This is a genomic window from Colwellia sp. SU-HH01217 (assembly GCF_057543495.1).
On the sequence record NZ_BAAJLX010000001.1, the window covers coordinates 135,656 to 156,298 of the forward strand.

A 20,643-nucleotide genomic window follows, 5' to 3' on the forward strand; every position below is an offset into this window, starting at 1 on the left:
ATGGTTAAACAATATAATTACCTGAACGGTAAAGGTTATTCAATTTATTGTAAAGAGTTTACCGTTAATCTATGAAGAAATTTCTGCGGCAACAACACTGATTTCAACTAATAAAACATCTCTTGCCATAGGGGCTGCTACGCAGGCTCTTGCTGGCGCATAACCTTCTGGCACCCAATGATCCCAAACTTCGTTCATTTCACTAAAATAACTCATATCTTTCACATAAATAGTGGCGGATAAAATGTGCTTACGATCGCTGCCTGCACTAATTAAAAGTTCATCAACTTTTTCGAGCATCGAACTAGTTTGCTCGCGAATTCCCTTAGTGGCGTCTTTGCACACTTGTCCGCACAAATAAATCGTACCATTGTGCTTAACAATTCGACTCATACGTGTTTTGGTTTCAATTCTTTCTATTGTCATTTTGCTCAACTACCTTTATTCAGCACATAAAAAAACCTTTTAGCTCACACTAAAAGGTTTCTTAGTATAACTAATTTACAATTAGCTAGTTCGGTTATTTTTTACGTCTCGCTGCAAAACCAACAAGTGCTAAACCAAATAAAGCCACTGTAGTTGGCTCTGGGATATCACTGACAACTTCACCATTACGTACACTAAAACGGTATAAGCCATCAACACCAACGTTTGATGTGTTAGTTAAACCTAACATTGCTGATTGATTACCAGCAGCACTTAGCTCTGAAAAATTACTGCCATTACCCGAATTCCAACCGGCACGAGCAATTGTTCCACCCAAGCCACCTACTCCATCACTCGCTTCACCTGTGGTCCAATTTAAATCTTCATAACGAAATTCAATATCAAAGTCTCCATTACCTTGATCAATTAAGGCTAATTGAAAGCTGTTTAATAAGTCTGACTCACTATCATAATAACCAACATCATCCCAAGTAGCAGTAAAGATATTATTTGTTGTATCAAGATCCCAATAAACTAAATTGCTACCAGTTGAGTTGCCACCAGGAGATGCTGCTACCGCACCCCCTCTTGTATCAACATCAGCAAAAAATGGCGCGATAATTGGGTTAGAAGTCGCATCAATTAACGAGTACGGAGTAAAAGCACTCAATTCATCAACGAATGTTACATTACCATTATTATTTAAATATAAACCTGTGTAATTAGTGCCAAAAAAATCCAAACCGCCAGTAAAGACACTTGATAAGTCTAGAAAAGCTGTTGAAGCATCGTCATTGGCTGATAGTGAGTTTTCACCAAAACCAACACTACCGCCTAAACCATTAGTTAACATAGTTGCAGATGAAGCAAAAGAGCCCAACGTTAACGTTGTCGCAAGCAGTAAGTTTTTAAAATGCATAGTAAATCCTTTTTATTTGTAAAGTAATATTATATTTCAACCGCTAAAGGCAAATATCAAGCCAAAATAAAAATTAAATATAACACTTTAAAAACAGTAACTTAAAAAAGACAAACTTAACAAAATTCAACGTACATAATAAGTTGTAAAAATATCTGACAAAAAAAAGCCTTACAACAGAGTTGTAAGGCCTTAAAAATTAACAGTAATTCACATTAGTGGTAATTACTCCCACTCAATTGTCGCTGGTGGTTTACCTGAAATATCGTAAACAACACGAGAAATACCATCAATTTCGTTGATGATACGATTAGAGACTAAACCTAAGAAGTCGTACGGTAGGTGTGACCATCGAGCAGTCATAAAATCAATCGTTTCAACACAACGTAGTGACACAACCCAATCGTATTTACGTGCATCCCCCATAACACCAACTGAACGTACAGGTAAAAACACGGTAAACGCTTGGCTTACTTTAGTGTATAAATCATGTTTATGTAATTCTTCGATAAAAATTGCATCTGCACGACGTAATAAGTCGGCATATTCTTTTTTCACTTCACCTAAAATACGTACACCTAAACCAGGTCCAGGGAACGGGTGGCGATAAAGCATGTCGTAAGGTAAACCAAGTTCTAAACCAATTTTACGGACTTCATCTTTAAATAGTTCACGTAAAGGTTCAACTAAACCTAATTTCATGTAATCAGGTAAACCGCCAACATTATGGTGTGACTTAATAACATGTGCCTTGCCTGTTGCCGAAGCTGCAGATTCAATAACATCAGGGTAAATAGTCCCTTGTGCTAACCATTTTGCATTTTCAAGTTTGTTAGATTCTTCTTCAAAAACATCGATAAACACATTACCGATAATTTTACGCTTAGCTTCTGGCTCACTCTCACCCGCTAAGCGATCAAGAAACCTTGCTTCGGCATCAATTTTAATAATATTTAAACCAAAGTGATCGCCAAACATCTCCATAACTTGCTGACCTTCGTTTAAACGAAGTAAGCCGTTATCAACAAAAACACAGGTTAATTTACTGCCAATAGCGCGATGTAATAGCATAGCAACAACAGAAGAATCGACACCACCAGAAAGCCCTAGAATAACTTCATCGTCACCAACTTGTTCTTTCATTTTAGCAATAGCATCTTCAATAATAGACGCTGAAGTCCATAACTTCTCACATTGACAAATATCTATGACAAAGTTCTCTAAAATACGTAAGCCTTGCTTAGTGTGAGTAACTTCTGGATGAAATTGCACTCCGTAGAATTTTTTCTCTTCATTTGCCATAGCTGCATACGCACAACTTGGTGTTTGTGCAACAGTAACAAAACCGTCAGGAATAGCAGATACCTTATCACCATGACTCATCCAAACATCAAGCAATGCATTACCATTTGCGCTAATACTATCTTCTACTTTGTTAAATAACGAAGCTTGGGCAATTAGTTCAACCGAGGCATAACCAAATTCTTTATGATCAGAACTTTCAACGCCACCACCAAGTTGTTCAGCCATGGTTTGCATACCGTAACAAATACCTAATACAGGAACGCCAGCATTAAATACATACTCAGGAGCACGTGGAGAGTTTTCTTCAGTAACTGATTCTGGCCCGCCAGCAAGAATAATCCCTGTCGGGTTAAAGTCTTTAATTTGGTCTTGAGTTACATCCCAAGACCAAAGTTCACAGTAAACGCCAATTTCACGTACACGACGTGCAATAAGTTGCGTATATTGAGAACCAAAATCTAATATCAGTATGCGGTGATCATGAATGTCTTTACTCATGGTTGTTTTCCTACTTTATTACCTAAAAGGTGTCACTTAAAGGTCTAGTTATAAATAACAACACCCTGGGCTGTTAATTAACACAGGGTGTTTGAATTTTTATCTTTTATTAGAAGTAACTAAGAATGTTTCTCGTTACATCAACTTGAGAATATTTTAGTGCTGGTTCAAGGCGCTAGCGCGGAGCCTAATTTACTAGGTGAGCACTTGCAACGCCGAAATTGAGCTAAAATAACTCAACCGAGTTTATCCCATTCTATAATTAGGGGCTTCTTTTGTGATGGTCACATCATGTACATGCGACTCACCCATGCCTGCTGACGTTATTTTCATAAACTCAGGTTTAGTTCGCATTGTTTCAATATCTTTTGAACCAGTTAGCCCCATTGATGAACGTAAACCGCCCATTTGCTGATGAATAATCGCCGCAACAGGACCTTTATAAGCAACACGACCTTCAATACCTTCTGGTACTAATTTATCGGCTTCGCCATCTGTTTTTTGGAAGTAACGATCGCTTGAGCCTTCTTTTTGGTTCATTGCGCCTAATGAGCCCATACCACGGTACGATTTATAATAACGTCCTTGATACAACTCTACTTCACCAGGAGACTCTTCTGTACCTGCTAACATGCTGCCTACCATGACGCAATGTGCGCCAGCAACTAAGGCTTTTGCAATATCGCCTGAGAAACGAATACCGCCATCAGCAATCACTGGGATTCCAGTACCTTTTAATGCTTCAACTGCATTTGAAATAGCAGTTAATTGAGGAACACCCACACCTGTTACAATACGAGTAGTACAAATTGAGCCTGGGCCAATCCCCACCTTTACTGCATCAACGCCCGCATCAGCTAAAGCTTTTGCGCCAGCACCTGTCGCTACATTACCTGCAACAATTTGTAAATCAGGGTATTTGTTACGTGTTTCTTTTACTCTATCTAAAACGCCTTGTGAGTGACCATGGGACGTATCAATAAGCAATACATCAACACCAGCAAGCACTAAAGCATCAATACGCTCATCAGTTCCTGCACCAACACCAACAGCAGCACCAACTCGTAAACGACCTAATTCATCCTTACATGCATTAGGTTTGCTTTCTGCCTTTTGATAATCTTTAGCTGTAATCAAGCCACATAATTTAAAAGCATCATCAACAACTAGGATTTTTTCAATGCGGTTTTCATGCATTAATCCTAAAATTTCTTCACGAGCTGCGCCTTCTTTTACTGTGATCAAGTTTTCTTTTTTGGTCATTAACGCAGAAGCAGGTTGACTTAAATCATTTTCAAAACGTAAATCTCGACCAGTAATAATGCCCACTAAATTATTATCGGCATCAACAACAGGAAAACCAGAAAAGCCCATGTCGTCAGCTTTTTGCATAATTTGTTCAAGCGTATCTGTTGCACGTACCGTTTTAGGAAAAGATACAATGCCAGATTCATAGTTTTTAACTTGAGCAACATTATTCGCTTGTTCAGCGATAGTCATGTTTTTGTGGATAAACCCTAGACCGCCTTCTTGAGCAAGGGTAATAGCTAGACGTGATTCTGTCACTGTATCCATAGATGCAGAAATCATTGGCACATTTAAATCAATTTTACGTGTTAATTTAGTTTTTAAATCAGCTGTGTGTGGTAGTACTTCTGAGTGAGCAGGTACTAATAGTACATCATCAAAAGTTAAAGCTTCTTGGGCAATTCTAAGCATCGCAATATGTTACCTTAGTTCGGGATTCGGTTAAGGATTGGAAGTAATATTGCGGCAGAATTTTAACCGTTTTATTGTTTTAGGTAAACCTATTTTTTACGTTAATTGTCGTTAAATACGGTTAATTATTCTTAAAGTAATAAAATGGATTGAATCGCCAATCGAATCATTAAATAATAGCCCTTGATTTTCCCTATATAAAAAAGCAACCTCAACCGTTTATGCAACAACAACATATTTTACAAGTAAGTGAGCTCACTAAAAAAGTTCGTTTTATTTTAGAAAACGAGATTAATCGAGTGTGGTTATGTGGTGAAATTTCAAACTTTGTTGCGGCCAGTTCTGGACATTGGTATTTATCATTAAAAGACAGTAAATCACAAATACGCTGCGCAATGTTTAAAGGGGCAAATCGCAATGTCCGCTTAACACCTCGAAATGGTCAGCAAGTTTTAGTCAGAGCGAAAGTGTCTTTGTATGAACCTCGTGGTGATTTTCAATTAATTATTGAGCAAATGGAAGATGCTGGCGAAGGTTTACTTCGTCAAAAATATGAGCAATTAAAACAGCAGCTTAATGCTGAAGGACTGTTTACTCAATTAGGAAAAAAAAACATACCGCCCCATATAACTACTATAGGTGTTATTACTTCACCAACAGGTGCGGCAGTTAAAGACATTTTAACTGTGCTTAAACGACGAAACCCTCATATTAACGTGATAATTTACCCTGCACTTGTACAGGGTCAACAAGGCACTCAAAGTATTGTAAGTGCCATAAATACTGCGAATAAAAGAGATGAGTGTCAGGTATTAATCGTTGGCCGCGGTGGTGGTTCATTAGAGGATCTATGGAACTTTAACGAAGAAGCAGTAGTTAGAGCTATTTATCACTGCGCAATTCCAGTAATCAGCGCTGTTGGTCATGAAATTGACACGACTCTAAGTGATTATGTGGCTGACTTACGCGCAGCAACCCCCTCTGCAGCAGCAGAGCTTGTCTCAGTAGATAACCGCGAACTAATTGATAAAATAATTACCGGTAAGCAAAGACTCGTTCATGCAGCAAAACAAGAGTTGCGAGAAAATAAACAAGGTTTAGCGTACTTGGTGCATCGTTTATCTTTAGTACACCCTGAGCAACATCTACAAAATCAACAACAACGCTCGGACGAACTAACTGCTCGGCTAAAACAAGCTATCAATCGAGAAAGACAGCGTTTCGCCCTTCGCCCCGAACATCTCAACCAACGTTTACAACGTGTATCGCCGATAACGGATATAGAGCGTAGTATTGAGACATTAGCGCAATTAAAACCAAGACTAGTAAAATCGATTAAACTGTCTCAACAACAAAGCACTGATAAGTTTACACACACCATAAGCCAACTACACTTGGTTAGCCCTTTGGCTACCATCGCTCGTGGTTATAGTGTTATAAGAGATGAACGATCAAAAATCATTAAAACGGTTGGCCAAGTTACAAAAGGACAAAACCTTACATTGCAAGTAAATGATGGCTTAATCACAACTTGCGTAATTGAAAAGTCTCATGTGAAAGATTAATAAGTTCTGCACTACCCTTCAAAAGATACGGCATGATGCAATAGTTCAGTGACTGATTTTTTACTTTCAGGCATAAATTTCACACCAAAAGACACCCCTGTATTGTGCTGTTTCGTGTTACAAATAGCTGCTGATAATTTTATATTTTGCAAGCCTTTAAAGTTTTCAATAATCACTTCAACGATTTTGGTATCGGCCAAAACTAAAGACTCGCCATCATTAATTGTTAAGTGGCAACCGTTTATCGACAGGTCATTAATCGTTGCTTTCCAATAATCTTTTTCAATTTTAACTTTAGCGTTTATTTCAGTATCAATACGTATTGATGTCCGCAAGCTTTGTAAGCTCACCGATGTAGGGAAATCTAACACCATAATACGAGAAGGAATTTGTATGGTTTGTTTAATATTACTCACAAATGCGACCACAGAACCTTCATGACCTTCAATTAAACCACGAACAGTAACACCGGTGCCTTGGGTAATATGCTGTGAAAAGTTCCCTAATTTATTAGATTCTGGAAATTGAATTAAGACATATTGCTTTAACAGATAGCCTATAAAGGTGGTTCTAAATTTTTTTTTCTGCCCCGCTGGAGTAGAAATATCAACGGTAACTGTTGCTCCAGCCCGTAATAACCCTAAATTACGTTTGAGGCGACTATTCATATCAATACTTGATGAATTATTTGACATAGCAACGAATAATTAACTGAGAGTAATTTAACATTAACTAAGTATAGAAGGATATGCAAATAGTCGCTATAAGTTTACCTTACAGCACCTAAGTTTATCTTTGTATTATAATTTCTCTTACGTATTTTTGAGGGACCAAAGTAAAGAAAATTGGTGATTAATGTGTGATTAATGTGTGATTAATAAAAGTAATTAACCACACACTAAATAATGACTAATCTTTTTTGTAACCTTGAGTTGCTCTTGCCAATTTCTTCTGTTGGGTAAAGTTAAGCTTTTTCTTGCCTGCAAAAGGATTACTCGTTTCTCTAAATTCGATGCGAATTGGTGTACCCATTATTTTTAAAGATTTACGATAGTAATTCATTAAATAGCGTTTGTAAGAAACAGGAAGCTTTTTGGCTAAATTCCCGTGAATAACAATAATTGGTGGATTATAGCCCCCTGCATGCGCGTATTTTAATTTAATGCGGCTGCCATTGCTCATTGGTGGTTGATGATCAAATACTGCCATATCAAGAATTTTAGTAACCATTGAGGTAGATATACGCTTAGTCGCAGAAACAAATGCCTCTTCAACTGACTCGTATAAATGACCAACACCCGTGCCATGAAGCGCAGAAATAAAGTGAATTCGGGCAAAATCAATAAACCCTAAACGTCTATCTAGTTCAGTTTTAATGCGATCTTTAGCATGCTCTTCTAAACCATCCCACTTATTTACGGCTAAAACTAACGAGCGCCCTGCCTCTAGAATAAATCCGAGTAAGGATAGATCTTGATCACTTATGCCTTCACGGGCATCTATTATTAATAAACAAACATTCGCATCTTCTATCGCACGCAATGTTTTAATAACGGAGTATTTCTCAACAACATCTGTCACATTTTTACGACGCCGAATACCTGCAGTGTCTATTAAGGTATATTCACGACCGTCATGCTCCATTGGAATATACACACTATCACGAGTGGTTCCTGGGGCATCAAAAACGACAACACGGTCTTCACCCAATATACGGTTAGTTAGTGTTGACTTACCTACATTAGGTTTACCAATAATGGCAAGTTTAATACGGTCGTTTTCAACTGGAGCTTCTGCAATTCGTTCTTCATCAGAAAGCGAGTCTTCAAAGTAATCACCATCGAACTCATCATTTTCATGTGCTGTCGGCTGTGAAAGTGCTTCAATGTGAGGTGTTAACGCTAAAGTAAGTAACTGAGTAACACCACGGCCATGAGCTGCTGCAATTTGATGTACGTCACCTTCTAAACCTAACGAATAAAACTCTGCAATAGCGCTGTCTGCATCGATACCGTCAACCTTATTAGCCACTAAGAAAACTTTTTTATTTTGCTTTCTTAAGTAACTCGCAAGCCCTTGATCCGCTGATGTTAATCCGGCACGTGCATCAACCATAAATAAAACTGCGTCAGCTTCATCAACTGCAATTAACGACTGTTCAGCCATTAATGCATCAATACCTTCTTCGTCACCATGAATACCGCCGGTATCGATAACGATAAACGGGTGCTCTTCCACTTGTGCTTTGCCGTATTGGCGATCACGAGTTAAGCCTGGGTAATCGGCAACCAATGCATTACGAGAGCGTGTTAAACGATTAAAAAGTGTTGATTTACCTACATTGGGACGACCAACTAATGCAACAACTGGAAGCATGAAAACCTCAATATTTATTGAACAACTAAAATTAATAACTTAATAATAGTTCATATTTAATAACAAATAACGGCCCACCTGTGATTAACAGAGGGGCCGTAATAATTTTAATTTAAACCTGTGTACTTAATAAAGTAGCTTTTAAGTTTAGCTACAAGCTATTTAGGTAATTGAATTGCTTCTAATTCACCATCTCTTGCTTGGCTATACAAGACACCGTCTACTACCGTTGGTGTACTGTGAATACCACTACCATCAACATGATGACGTGCAACTACTTCACCCGTTTCTTGGCTTAACCAATGTAAATAACCTTCAAAATCGCCTACAACAATATAATCATTATAAATAACAGGACCGGTGACGCCACGGTTACTCATTGTTAAATTACTCCATTGCTCCAGCCCATCGTTACGGTTAACAGAAAATACATGACCTCGGTCCGTAGTAAAGAAAATGCTATTACCATCTATAGAGATTTGACGGTAAGAAGAGTATTGGCGTTTCCATAATATATTACCTGTACGTAACTCGATAGCTGCAAGATTGCCGCGAGAAGACACTGAGTAAACCTTATCACCAAAAACAACAGGAGAAGTATCAACATCAATGACACGTTGAAGCTCGGTACTGCCGCTTGCTTCACCAATTGTGGTTGACCAGCCCTTTTGACCTTTATCTAAAAGATAAACACTCACATCGCCGTTAGCTTGACCAATTAAAACACCGCCAGAAGCGATAACAGGAGAGCTCATGCCACGAAGTGTTAATGCTGGAACATCTTGTTCTACTTTCCATAAGCTTTCACCAGTAGTCGCGTTAAATGCTTGTAAAACGCCTGAGGCACTATTAACAACTAAAATGCCAGAGTCCATTGCAGGCGCATTAATAATTTCACCTTTAATGGTATTTTGCCAAACCAACTCGCCAGTTTCGGCATCGAGTGCATAAATATTACCGTTTTCATTACCTATGAAAACTTTATTCATGCCTGTCGTCATTCCACCAGCTAACTGTGCTGATTTTCGGCTTTCAAAAAAGCTACGCTCGTTGTTAATATCGCTTAAATCAACATCCCAAAGTTCATCGCCAGAAGCTTGGTCAAAGGCGATAACATCACCCTCTCGGCTTGCACTAAAAACTTTACCATAGGCAACAGCAGGCTTGATCCGAGAAAAGTGGTCCTCGACCCCGTATCCGACACTAGCATCCCAAATAACTTCAGGTTCAAATAGTGGTTCAAACTCTATTAGTTCAGCAACAACTTCACGAGGATCTTCATCGTCGCTTGACGAACAAGCAAAAACACCTGTGGTTAATGCAATAACTACCAATAATTTGGTGCTAAATAATTTTTTATTAAAGATCATCCGATCAAACCTCACTTAGTCGCAATGTTTATTTAGCATCGCCGGGTAAGTTAACAGCTTGAGCTAAGTCATCTAATTTCATTTGCAGTACCGGATTAGCTGCTTCGCCTTCAACGGCAAGAGCGGCCTGGTAAGCACTACGAGCAAGGTCTGTTTTACCTTGTTTTAAGTAAGCATCCCCTTTAGTTTCTTCAACAGATGATGTAAACGACTCAGGTAAAGGGTTGTTAAGTGTTGCAAGGGCTTTATCAAATTCTGATAATTGAATTTGCACACGTGCTAAACGTACACTGGCAATCGCTTTAATACCATCATTAGGTGCGTTTTCAATAGCGGTTGTTAAATAAGTTGCTGTTTGAGCCCAGTCTTGATGGCTTGCCGACTCTTTCGCCAACGATAAAGCAGTTAATGCGGCATAAGAAGTTTGCGCATTTTCAGCAATAAAGGTTTCGCCTGCTTGAGTAAATTCAGCTTCTTTATCACTTTTTTCCATAACAACTTGATAAGCTTCTGAACGAGCAACTTCTTCAGCAAATTGACTGTCTTTGTAGAAGTTAAAGCCGACATAACCTGCCAAACCAACCACTAAACCAGTGATAATCATACTACCGTTTTCTTTCCAGTAGCCTTTAATCGCATCAACCTGTTGTTCTTCTGTTTGATAAACTTCCACAATATACCCTTAAATTAAACTTGTTAATAAACTTGCCACTTGATCAAATGCCAAGTTTTGCTGTTCTTGTTGGCCACGGAGGTATTTCACCATAACCTTTTGTTCGGCAAGTTCGTTCTCACCTAAAATTATTGCTATTTGCGCACCTGATTTATCCGCACGCTTCATTTGTTTCTTCATGTTGCCACCGCCACAGTGACATTGAACTCGACTATTAGGCTCTTCATCACGCCACTGCTCAGCAAGCATTGCGGCTTTAAGCTCAGCTTCGTCTCCTAAAGCAATTATATAAGCATCGACTTGAGGACGAATATTATCAACTTGTGCCAAGTTTTCTAACATCAACACTAAACGCTCAATACCTAATGCAAAACCAAAGCCCGGCGTTGATTTTCCGCCTAACTGTTCAACTAAACCATCGTAACGACCACCGGCACAAATAGTACCTTGTGCACCTAAGCTATCAGTTACCCATTCAAATACGGTGCGATTATAATAATCTAATCCACGTACTAAACGTTCATTTAAAACGTACTTAATACCAGCAGCATCTAAACGACGACACAACTGATTAAAATGGTCTTGAGTTTCTTCACCAAAATAATCTGATAACTTCGGCGCATCAACCAAAGCTTCTTGTACCGCTGGGTTTTTACTATCTAATACACGTAATGGGTTCGTTAGCATACGACGTTTAGAGTCATCATCAAGCTGCTCTTCACGTTCGGTTAAATAAACAACCAAAGCATCACGATAGGCAGCACGCTCTTCATTAGAGCCTAATGAGTTTAGCTCTAGTGTGACAACATCTTTAATGCCAAGTTCCCGCCATAAACGCGCAGTAAGCATAATAATTTCTGCGTCAATATCAGGAGTCGCTATACCAAAGGCTTCAAGGCCAAATTGGTGAAATTGACGATAACGACCTTTTTGTGGACGCTCATGACGAAACATCGGTCCCATGTACCAAAGTCGTTGTTCTTGGTTATACAACAAACCATGCTGATTAGCAGCTCGGATACAACTCGCAGTGCCTTCTGGACGCAACGTCAGACTGTCGCCATTTCGATCATCAAAAGTGTACATTTCTTTTTCAACAATATCGGTAACTTCACCAATAGAGCGTTTAAAGAGTGCCGTAGGCTCAACAATAGGCATACGAATTTCAGCAAAGCCGTAACTACTCGCTACTCGGCGTAATACTGACTCTACCATTTGCCACATATTGGTATCACTTGGAAGGCAATCATTCATGCCTCTTACTGCTTGAAGTGCCTTACTTGCTTTAGCCACGAATGTAATTCTCTCTATCTTCTAAAAACGGGTAATAAACTATCTAATATAAACAATGCGATAAAATACGCAGCGCGCATTATAGGCTGATAGCCATCAAATTTAAACTTAATTGCCTTGTTATCATAAAATGCAATTAAACTTCTTGAATATCGATTTTATTTTCACTGTCCATCATTTTTGCTTTGGCGCGAATACGTTGTTCTAACTGTTCCACTAAATTTGTGTTATCGAAACGCTCTTTTTGACGTATGCCATCAAGATAATAACCACTTTTTTTACTGCTACCTGTTAACCCTAAGTCGGAAACCATCGCTTCACCAGGTCCGTTAACAATACATCCAATAATTGATACATCCATTGGTGTAATAATATCTTCTAAGCGTTGCTCTAACTCATTCACGGTTGCAATAACATCAAACTCTTGGCGAGAACAACTTGGGCATGCAATTAAATTAATCCCTCTACTACGCAATTTAAGGGATTTTAATATATCAAAACCAACTTTAATTTCTTCAACCGGATCGGCCGCTAAAGAAACACGTAAAGTATCGCCAATACCTTCTGAAAGTAATAAACCTAGACCTACTGAAGATTTAACTGAGCCTGAACGTAAACCGCCGGCTTCGGTAATTCCTAAATGCAATGGGTTATCGATTTGCTTAGCTAATAAGCGATAAGCTCCAACGGCTAAAAACACATCAGAGGCTTTAACGCTGACTTTAAATTGGTCAAAGTTCAAACGATCGAGAATATCAACATGACGCATTGCTGATTCAAGCAAAGCTTCAGGTGTTGGCTCGGTATATTTTTCTTGAATGTCTTTCTCTAAAGAGCCGCCATTAACACCAATACGAATAGGTATATTGTTATCGCGTGCACACTCTACAACAGCACGAACACGATCTTCTCGTCCAATATTGCCAGGATTAATACGTAAACAGTCTGCGCCATATTCAGCAACTTTTAATGCAATGCGATAATCAAAATGAATATCTGTCACTAAAGGTACATTGACTTGTTTTTTTATTTCTTTAAAAGCCTCAGCAGCGTCCATGGTAGGAACACTTACGCGAACAATATCCGCACCTACAGCTTCCAACGATTTAATTTGGGCGACAGTTGCAGCAACATCTGTCGTTAAGGTGTTAGTCATCGATTGCACAGTAATGGGGGCATCTCCGCCAACAGGAACATTACCGACCATAATTTGACGAGAAATTCGACGAATAATTGGAGATTCTTTAAACATAAAAATTTAACACACTATTAAGAGGTTTATTCAACGACAATGGGCAAAGTAAATTTAGCGATATTGTCTTTATCAAATTGAGACATATCAATGGTTTCACCATTAAATTCTATACTTGTTAATGCAGGTCTACCCACATCTACTTTAAAAGGCGCTTGACCAGTAATCGTCATAACATAACCTGGTTTTTTAACGCCATAAGCAATTCTTTCACCGGTAGCGTCGTAAATACTTACCCAGCAATCACCAGCAAAAGTAAAGATAGCGGTTGATATTTCAGGCACTTCAGTTAACTCGTTTTGCTCTTTTGTTGTATTTTCCACAAGCGCTGCTAATTGATTCGCAGTCTCATCAACTTTATCGCTCGCTTGATTGTTTACACTGCCTTCACTGCTTAAACTTAAAGGTGCAATAGGCGCATTTTCTACAACCTCAACAGTCTCAGTAACAACCGCTTCGGTGTTATCTTTGACAAGAGCAGAATCTAAGGTTGACTCCTCATTTAAAGAAGAGCCTGTTGTTTGTGTAGTTGATTTATTAATTGTTTGTTCGCTACTTTTAACATCTTGCAGCCACCACATTACAGTTGAGCCAATTAAAATGGCAACAATAAGGTAGCTAATCCATGTTAACAAACTATTTTGTGCTTCTTTTTGAGTGCTTTTTGAAAAACTTTGCATCTGAGCGCACTGGATTTTTGCAGTGCTAAGCGTTTCATAGCTATTTAAAATATCTTTACTGTCAATCGCTACCAATTTCGCGTAACTACAAAGGTAGCCACGGTTATAGGTTTCAGGCAGGTTAGCATCAAATATATCTGCTTCAATGTTTTTTACTAAAGCTAAACGAAAATTCAGTTTAGTCGCGATATCTTGTTGGCTAAGTCCTAGCTTTTCTCGGGCTTGAGACAGCATTTCGCCTGGGCCAACAATTTCCATATCTTCAAATAACTCAGAGCCATCAAACGGTGTATCTTTTTTACTCATCTGAGCTAATTTCCGTTACAGGTTTTTCAATATAAATTTTGTCGCCGATTCGGATACTTGCTTTATCATCCAGTGCATTCCAACGTCTCAACGCTTTTATTTGAATATTATATTTCACTGAAATTCCATACAAGTTATCGCCTTTTACCACGACGTGAAAAGCTTGTTCTTTTGGCTCTTCTTGAGTGATATCTGTTGATTCAAAGTCACTATCAGGGTCCACCGAATCAGCTTGAGCTATTACGGGTGTTGACTCAATAATTTCGGTTGCCGGAACAAATTCAGTATTTTCAGGCAAGGCTTGATTAACCAGCTCATTATCGCTTTGAGCAGTATTTACATCATTATCGTCGTAAGCTGCTGGTACTTTACTCTCCTTGGCGGTTGGCACTTCAGTCATTAATTCATTATCGTCTTTTGCAATGACAATCGCCTCGCTTGCGGCAACCTCAGCAGCAATGGCGGCAGACTTTTCGGCTTCAAGCTGTGCTGCTGATGCGCTCAATTGTTCGGCTGATTCAACATTAGCGTAAGGGGTATTTTCGCTTGTCGCTGCATAATTTTCCTCAATGCTATTGTCAGGTTTAGTTTCTACAGGTGTCGCCATAGTTGATTGAGCAGCAACAGGGTTAACAATAACGGCTGTTGACGCATCAGGTGTATAAGTGGTGACTTGCTTTGGTGCAGTTTGAGAAACAGGCGCTGTAATAGGTTCATCATCTTTCTTAACTAATGGCGCCATTTGAATAGACGAGTCTTTATTTGGTGATAATACAATGACACGCTTTTTAGGTTTACTACCATTGTTTTTATTTTGAATTTCGCGATATTGCTCAGCAAGATCATCTGCTTCTATTCGATCTAAACCATTAAGCACATACTGTTTAGCTTCCCACGATTCAGGGTACATGTTAACTAACATCGTGCCGTAATTTCTTGCTGTTTTCTGATTACCTAGTTGTTCATAAACTTTTAATGCAAGTGCTAAAGATTCAGGTTTAAAGCGGCGCGTCACTTTTTCAAATTTTTGAGTGTAACGACGTGCTTTTTTATAATTTCCCATGGCGTACTCTAAGCGAACCATTTGAAATAGTGCCGAACCTCTGTTTGGGCTATGAGTAATAGATTTTGACAAGTACTGTTCGGCTTTATCAAAATTATCTGCTTTTAATTGACAGGACGCTAGGTTTTCATAGCTTTCTGATACGAGCAAATAGCTTGGAATAGCGATAGCTTTTAAGAATTGTTTTTCGGCAGCTTCGTAACGCTCTTGACGACACAAAAATACACCATAGTTGTTCAGTGTATTGGCATCATCCGATTGAATAGAAAGCGCTTTTTCATAAGATTTAATCGTTAATTCAGGTTCATCAACTGTTTCATAATAATGAGCAAATGCCGTATAAACAGCCACTAAATTCGGACCAAACTTCTTCGCTTTTTCTAGGTTAAATTTAGCCTGAGTCGTGTTGCCCATTTTTAAATAACCCAAGCCTAATGAAACACGCGTCATGGCGAGTTCTTTATTAGAAGCATTCTGTTCAACAACAGGTGTATCTTTATCAAAATTTTGGGTAACACACGCACTAAGCAAAATGCCTGTTGTTAGTACAACTACTTTTTGAACGAATTTAACCATAAGAGTCAGAAATCACTTAACTTAATTATTATAATATTTGCCGAACAACCAATTTAGCCATCAAAATACAGCAGAAGATCGGCAGCATCCTTTTTTGCACCATCTGTTATAACACGTTCTTTTATAAGATGAACGTAATCAGACCAATTTTACTGAAATCTCTTCACCTTTCATCTCTTTTTTAGGATTTTGCTGAGATTTACGTTTAGTTCTATCTAAAACATCACCGGCAAGTTGACCACAAGCAGCATCGATATCATCACCTCTGGTGCGGCGAGTAATAACCGTTAAACCGTAGCTTTGTAATACTTTATCAAAGCGATCAATACGCGAGTTACTTGATCGTTTATAAGGAGAGCCTGGGTAAGGATTAAATGGAATTAAATTAATTTTACTCGGTAAGTCTTTTAACGCAATGGCTAACTCGTGTGCTTGCTCCGTGCTGTCATTCACGTGATCTAACATGACGTATTCAATAGTCGCTTGTTTATTCGCTTTTGAACCGTCGATGTATCGTGCTGATGCTTTAATAAAATCCTCTAGCGGATATTTTTTATTAATAGGCACTAATTCGTCGCGCAAAGTGTTGTTGGGCGCATGAATTGAAATCGCTAATGCGCAATCAATTTTTTCCTTCAACATGTCTAATGCTGGGACAACACCAGAAGTACTTACCGTTACACGACGCTTTGATAATCCATAACCTAAATCATTTAACATAGTATCTAGCGCTGGAATTAAGTTTTTCATATTCAATAACGGTTCGCCCATTCCCATCATCACAATATTAGTAATAGGTCGAGTACCAGCAATACGTGTCGCGCCAATATCGTTGGCTACTCGCCATACTTGGCCAATAATTTCAGACATGTTTAAATTACGGTTAAAGCCTTGTTGAGCCGTCGCACAAAACGTACATTCTAATGCACACCCCACTTGTGACGACACGCACAAAGTCGCTCTGCCATTTTCAGGGATCCAAACAGTTTCAACTTCTTGCCCACCTTCAAGCTTCAAGGCGTATTTTATCGTACCGTCACTAGAGACTTGTTTCTCGGCAATCGTTGGTGCACTAATTTCACAATTGCGTTGTAGTTTTTCACGCAATTTTTTATTTAAATTAGTCATTTGCTCGAAATCATCATAACCAAAGTGGTAAATCCACTTCATAATTTGATCTGCGCGAAATGGCTTTTCTCCAATAGAAGCAAAGTATTCACGCATCATTTGATGATCAAAGTTGAGTAAGTTAATTTTCCCTTTAGACTTTTCTATCGGTTTAACTTCACTACTTTTTGCAGACTCGACGATGACTTCACTCATGATAGGGCTTTCCAAACTACACATTTTCAAAGGGGATAAATTGTACACTTTTTAATCATCAGTGACAATTTGACATAGAATTTATAACCAAAGAACCTTATTTTTCTTGCTAAAAGTTACTTGGCTATAAATACAAAAGGATTTTACTGACTTTTCAGTAAAATCCTTAAGCTGAAAACTAACATTCATAAAATGAATGGTTAACTTACATTTTTATACGCAGTCAAATTAACGAGTGCGTGGGCAAATTTCGTCATCAGAGAAGAAATAAGCAATTTCACGAGCAGCAGATTCTAATGCATCGCTACCGTGACATGCGTTTTCATCAATTGAAGTAGCGTAATCAGCACGTAAAGTACCTGCTAACGCTTCAGCTGGGTTAGTCGCACCCATGATTTCACGATGTCTAAGAACAGCGTTTTCGCCTTCTAATACTTGAACCATTACAGGACCAGAAGTCATGAATTCAACTAAAGCACCAAAGAAAGGACGTTCGCTATGTTCAGCGTAAAAACCTTCAGCTTTTTCTTTGCTTAAGTGAACCATTTTAGACGCAACAATTTTAAAACCAGCAGTTTCAAAACGGTTATAGATTTGACCAATTGCATTTTGTGCTACTGCATCAGGCTTTAAAATTGAAAAAGTACGTTCGATAGCCATGATAAGCCCTCTAAAAGTTAATAATAAATTAAGTTAATGACTATCCCGCAGCGTTTATTAAAAAAACCACAGGATAAATTTTGGGCGCATTATAAACGAGTTAACTTAGCTAGACAACTAAGCAATTAAGTTAATCAACAATTGAGCTGATTATCGCGAATAATAATCACAAATTAGTAGCTAATTCGACGGTATTGACGATATTCAGCTTTCCAGAAATTTCTTTCTATCTTCTCTCTTAGCATTTCATCTGAAATCACTAAAGCTAAACCTTGTGAATAAGCAACTTTAGCCACATTAAAGGCGATTTCTTTACTTAATTCACTAATTCCTGTTAATGGTGGTAATAACTCCCCCTTACCGGTATTAGCAAGCGGTGATGCAGCAGCAAGTGTGGCACTAGCAGCCATTAGCATTTCGTCGGTTATGCGATTAATATTCGCTGCAACAACACCTAAACCAATCCCAGGGAAAATATAACTGTTGTTACATTGCGCTATTGGGTAAGTTTTTCCTTGATACTCTACCGGTTTAAATGGGCTACCAGTGGCGATAACGACTTCACCATCTGTCCATTTAATAACATCTTCAGGAGTAGCTTCAACTTGTCGTGATGGGTTACTTAATGGAAAAATAATAGGCTTACGGCAATGCTGTTTCATTGCTTTAATAACTTGCTCGCTAAACAAGCCTGCTTGTCCAGATACCCCAATTAATATATCAGGTTGAGCGCCGTGCATAACTTCTAATAAAGAAGCATATTCGCCTTCTATTTGCCAATCAGCGATAGATAGCTTTTTTTGCACCAAGTTTTCTTGAAAGTCTCTCAACCCTTTCATACCTTGGGTAAGTAAACCAAATCTGTCAACCATAAACACTTGGCTTCGTGCTTGTAACGGCGTAATACCTTCGCTAATCATTTGTGTAATAATTTGCTCTGCAATACCACAACCTGCTGAACCTGCTCCTACAAAAGCCACTTTCAATTGCGACAATTTAACGCCACGGCTTCGGCAAGCAGCAAGTAAGGTTCCTACGGTTACAGATGCAGTCCCTTGAATATCATCATTAAAACAGCAAATTTCATCTTTATAGCGTTTAAGTAAAGGCATCGCATTAGGCTGTGCAAAATCTTCAAATTGCAACATAACATGTGGCCATCTGCGATTAATCGCCTTGATAAATAGATCAACAAATTCGTTATATTCTTCTTGGTTTATACGTTTATGGCGCGATCCCATGTACATAGGATCGTCTAATAGTTTTTGATTATTTGTGCCAACATCTAACATAACTGGCAGGGTGTAAGCAGGGCTAATCCCCCCACAAGCAGTATATAAAGACAACTTACCAATAGGGATCCCCATGCCGCCAATCCCCTGATCACCTAAACCTAAAATCCTCTCTCCATCAGTAACTACAATAACTTTAACTTTGTTTTTCGTTGCATTGCGTAAAATATCATCAATGTTATGACGTTCTTCATAAGAAATAAATAAACCACGTGAGCTGCGATAAATATCAGAAAACTGTTCACACGCATCCCCTACGGTCGGCGTATAAATTATTGGCATCATTTCACTTAAGTGTGCCTGTACTAATTTATAAAATAGCGTTTCATTGTTATCGTGAATTGCACGCAGATAAATATGCTTATTCAAACTCCCTTTAAAACTACAATATTGCATATAAGCACGCTCAACTTGCTCTTCAATATTTTCATAGCGTGGCGGCAGTAAGCCCATTAAGTTGAAACTTCCTCGTTCTTCGGCTGTAAAAGCACTGCCTTTATTAAGTAAAGGTGTTTCTAATAAGGTAGGACCTGAGTATGAAATATAAAGTGGTTTTTTGTGATCTGATGGCATAATTTGGCGTCGCTAAACTAGGATTAAAAGAAGTCTGGCTAGAATTATAAATTAAGCTGTGACAACAACAACCCATCACCATCAAAAATAATGAAAATAAGTGACATTTATAGTAAAAAGTTAGTCGACAGCGTCTTTTATTAATGTTTAAAGGCTGTTTAACACTTTTAAGCTAACGTTAACGAAAACACACTAAGCCAAACTAGCTGAATGGCGTATGAAACACGTTGATGTAAACCAGGGTTAGTTTGCGCTTTAACTGCTTTTGCCATGGCGTATAAAAAGTATAATGCAGTGATAACACAAACCACTGAAAATACACGAAAAGATAAGGGTGTTATCTCACTCGTTGGAGTGAACGCAATTAATATTGGCGCTATCACAAGCGAAAGCAGCATAATAAAACCTGCCCACGAATGTATTTTACAGTTTAGCGAAGGGTCCTTGGTAAGTGGATCTGCATCCATAGGATAGTAGCCAGCAACCCAAGTTCCTATTCCATGAATAATGACTAACCAACCTGATAAGTTCACTAAAAAAGAAACATCTGCAAGCTGAACTAAATACCAACCGAACAAACAAAAGAAAAAACCTAAAGGGTAATTATTAATTAACGGAGACAGTTTCTCTGTTGGACTACCTGCAGCACCCAATTCACTGCAAAATTGTTTAGAATGACTGTAACCTGTATAAAATAGACTTGCGATATAAACACCAATACAAATCCAAAGGCTTGCAATAACTCCTGAATAGACCGCGATATTTTCGAGCACT

At 38.5% G+C, this 20,643-nt stretch carries 17 protein-coding genes; 1 reads left to right on the forward strand and 16 read right to left on the reverse strand.

All coding sequences use genetic code 11. From position 1 onward, the window contains the following. Nucleotides 1–69: 69 nt before the first annotated feature. The 4 genes from AC27G3_RS00500 to guaB form a co-directional block, all read right to left on the reverse strand. Nucleotides 70–426, reverse strand: coding sequence for a RidA family protein (locus tag AC27G3_RS00500; RefSeq protein ID WP_487117859.1), 357 nt, complete (start codon nucleotides 424–426; stop codon nucleotides 70–72). Nucleotides 427–520: 94 nt separating this feature from the next. Continuing rightward, nucleotides 521–1,345: a nidogen-like domain-containing protein gene (locus tag AC27G3_RS00505; protein WP_487117860.1), complete on the reverse strand. Its 825-nt coding sequence runs from the start codon at nucleotides 1,343–1,345 to the stop codon at nucleotides 521–523. A gap of 225 nt (nucleotides 1,346–1,570) precedes the next feature. Further along, nucleotides 1,571–3,148, reverse strand: coding sequence for a glutamine-hydrolyzing GMP synthase (gene guaA, locus AC27G3_RS00510; protein WP_487117861.1), 1,578 nt, complete (start codon nucleotides 3,146–3,148; stop codon nucleotides 1,571–1,573). A 246-nt stretch (nucleotides 3,149–3,394) separates the two neighbouring features. After that, nucleotides 3,395–4,867 (reverse strand): IMP dehydrogenase, encoded by a 1,473-nt coding sequence (gene guaB, locus AC27G3_RS00515; RefSeq protein ID WP_487117862.1) that lies wholly within the window; start codon nucleotides 4,865–4,867, stop codon nucleotides 3,395–3,397. A gap of 221 nt (nucleotides 4,868–5,088) precedes the next feature. On the opposite strand from guaB, the gene xseA reads away from it, so the two are divergent. Beyond that, complete coding sequence (gene xseA / locus AC27G3_RS00520) at nucleotides 5,089–6,432, forward strand: exodeoxyribonuclease VII large subunit (RefSeq protein WP_487117863.1); 1,344 nt, start codon at nucleotides 5,089–5,091, stop codon at nucleotides 6,430–6,432. 11 nt (nucleotides 6,433–6,443) lie between these two features. Here the strand turns inward: xseA and AC27G3_RS00525 are convergent, their stop codons facing one another. From AC27G3_RS00525 to AC27G3_RS00580, 12 genes are all read right to left on the reverse strand, one after another. Beyond that, complete coding sequence (locus AC27G3_RS00525) at nucleotides 6,444–7,100, reverse strand: PilZ domain-containing protein (RefSeq protein WP_487117864.1); 657 nt, start codon at nucleotides 7,098–7,100, stop codon at nucleotides 6,444–6,446. Between the two features lie 241 nt (nucleotides 7,101–7,341). Continuing rightward, nucleotides 7,342–8,808: a ribosome biogenesis GTPase Der gene (der, locus tag AC27G3_RS00530; protein ID WP_487117865.1), complete on the reverse strand. Its 1,467-nt coding sequence runs from the start codon at nucleotides 8,806–8,808 to the stop codon at nucleotides 7,342–7,344. 158 nt (nucleotides 8,809–8,966) lie between these two features. Then, a complete protein-coding gene (gene bamB / locus AC27G3_RS00535; protein ID WP_487117866.1) occupies nucleotides 8,967–10,178 on the reverse strand; it encodes an outer membrane protein assembly factor BamB in 1,212 nt (403 codons plus the stop codon). A 28-nt stretch (nucleotides 10,179–10,206) separates the two neighbouring features. Further along, on the reverse strand, nucleotides 10,207–10,851 hold the full coding sequence (locus tag AC27G3_RS00540; protein WP_487117867.1) for a YfgM family protein: 645 nt from the start codon (nucleotides 10,849–10,851) through the stop codon (nucleotides 10,207–10,209). Nucleotides 10,852–10,860: 9 nt separating this feature from the next. Continuing rightward, nucleotides 10,861–12,144: a histidine--tRNA ligase gene (gene hisS / locus AC27G3_RS00545; protein WP_487117868.1), complete on the reverse strand. Its 1,284-nt coding sequence runs from the start codon at nucleotides 12,142–12,144 to the stop codon at nucleotides 10,861–10,863. A gap of 136 nt (nucleotides 12,145–12,280) precedes the next feature. Then, entirely contained in the window at nucleotides 12,281–13,396 is a 1,116-nt protein-coding gene (ispG, locus tag AC27G3_RS00550; RefSeq protein ID WP_487117869.1) for a flavodoxin-dependent (E)-4-hydroxy-3-methylbut-2-enyl-diphosphate synthase, read from the reverse strand. Nucleotides 13,397–13,422: 26 nt separating this feature from the next. After that, complete coding sequence (locus AC27G3_RS00555; protein WP_487117870.1) at nucleotides 13,423–14,382, reverse strand: RodZ domain-containing protein; 960 nt, start codon at nucleotides 14,380–14,382, stop codon at nucleotides 13,423–13,425. Beyond that, entirely contained in the window at nucleotides 14,375–16,021 is a 1,647-nt protein-coding gene (gene pilW / locus AC27G3_RS00560) for a type IV pilus biogenesis/stability protein PilW (RefSeq protein ID WP_487117871.1), read from the reverse strand. Before pilW ends, AC27G3_RS00555 begins: the two co-directional genes overlap by 8 nt. A gap of 138 nt (nucleotides 16,022–16,159) precedes the next feature. Continuing rightward, a complete protein-coding gene (gene rlmN, locus AC27G3_RS00565; RefSeq protein ID WP_487117872.1) occupies nucleotides 16,160–17,344 on the reverse strand; it encodes a dual-specificity RNA methyltransferase RlmN in 1,185 nt (394 codons plus the stop codon). A gap of 228 nt (nucleotides 17,345–17,572) precedes the next feature. Continuing rightward, nucleotides 17,573–18,004 (reverse strand): nucleoside-diphosphate kinase, encoded by a 432-nt coding sequence (ndk, locus tag AC27G3_RS00570; protein ID WP_487117873.1) that lies wholly within the window; start codon nucleotides 18,002–18,004, stop codon nucleotides 17,573–17,575. A gap of 173 nt (nucleotides 18,005–18,177) precedes the next feature. Next, the gene (locus tag AC27G3_RS00575) at nucleotides 18,178–19,869 is read right to left on the reverse strand and encodes an NAD-dependent malic enzyme (protein WP_487117874.1); all 1,692 of its coding nucleotides are present in this window, start codon (nucleotides 19,867–19,869) and stop codon (nucleotides 18,178–18,180) included. 167 nt (nucleotides 19,870–20,036) lie between these two features. Beyond that, nucleotides 20,037–20,642 (reverse strand): DUF998 domain-containing protein, encoded by a 606-nt coding sequence (locus tag AC27G3_RS00580; protein WP_487117875.1) that lies wholly within the window; start codon nucleotides 20,640–20,642, stop codon nucleotides 20,037–20,039. Nucleotide 20,643 lies beyond the last annotated feature (1 nt).

Coding starts and splice junctions, on each gene's coding strand:
- AC27G3_RS00500 (WP_487117859.1), bottom strand. CDS start 426: ATGACAATAGAAAGAATTGAAACCAAAACACGTATGAGTCGAATTGTT.
- AC27G3_RS00505 (WP_487117860.1), bottom strand. CDS start 1,345: ATGCATTTTAAAAACTTACTGCTTGCGACAACGTTAACGTTGGGCTCT.
- guaA (WP_487117861.1), bottom strand. CDS start 3,148: ATGAGTAAAGACATTCATGATCACCGCATACTGATATTAGATTTTGGT.
- guaB (WP_487117862.1), bottom strand. CDS start 4,867: ATGCTTAGAATTGCCCAAGAAGCTTTAACTTTTGATGATGTACTATTA.
- xseA (WP_487117863.1), top strand. CDS start 5,089: ATGCAACAACAACATATTTTACAAGTAAGTGAGCTCACTAAAAAAGTT.
- AC27G3_RS00525 (WP_487117864.1), bottom strand. CDS start 7,100: ATGAATAGTCGCCTCAAACGTAATTTAGGGTTATTACGGGCTGGAGCA.
- der (WP_487117865.1), bottom strand. CDS start 8,808: ATGCTTCCAGTTGTTGCATTAGTTGGTCGTCCCAATGTAGGTAAATCA.
- bamB (WP_487117866.1), bottom strand. CDS start 10,178: ATGATCTTTAATAAAAAATTATTTAGCACCAAATTATTGGTAGTTATT.
- ispG (WP_487117869.1), bottom strand. CDS start 13,396: ATGTTTAAAGAATCTCCAATTATTCGTCGAATTTCTCGTCAAATTATG.
- AC27G3_RS00555 (WP_487117870.1), bottom strand. CDS start 14,382: ATGAGTAAAAAAGATACACCGTTTGATGGCTCTGAGTTATTTGAAGAT.
- pilW (WP_487117871.1), bottom strand. CDS start 16,021: ATGGTTAAATTCGTTCAAAAAGTAGTTGTACTAACAACAGGCATTTTG.
- rlmN (WP_487117872.1), bottom strand. CDS start 17,344: ATGAGTGAAGTCATCGTCGAGTCTGCAAAAAGTAGTGAAGTTAAACCG.
- ndk (WP_487117873.1), bottom strand. CDS start 18,004: ATGGCTATCGAACGTACTTTTTCAATTTTAAAGCCTGATGCAGTAGCA.
- AC27G3_RS00575 (WP_487117874.1), bottom strand. CDS start 19,869: ATGCCATCAGATCACAAAAAACCACTTTATATTTCATACTCAGGTCCT.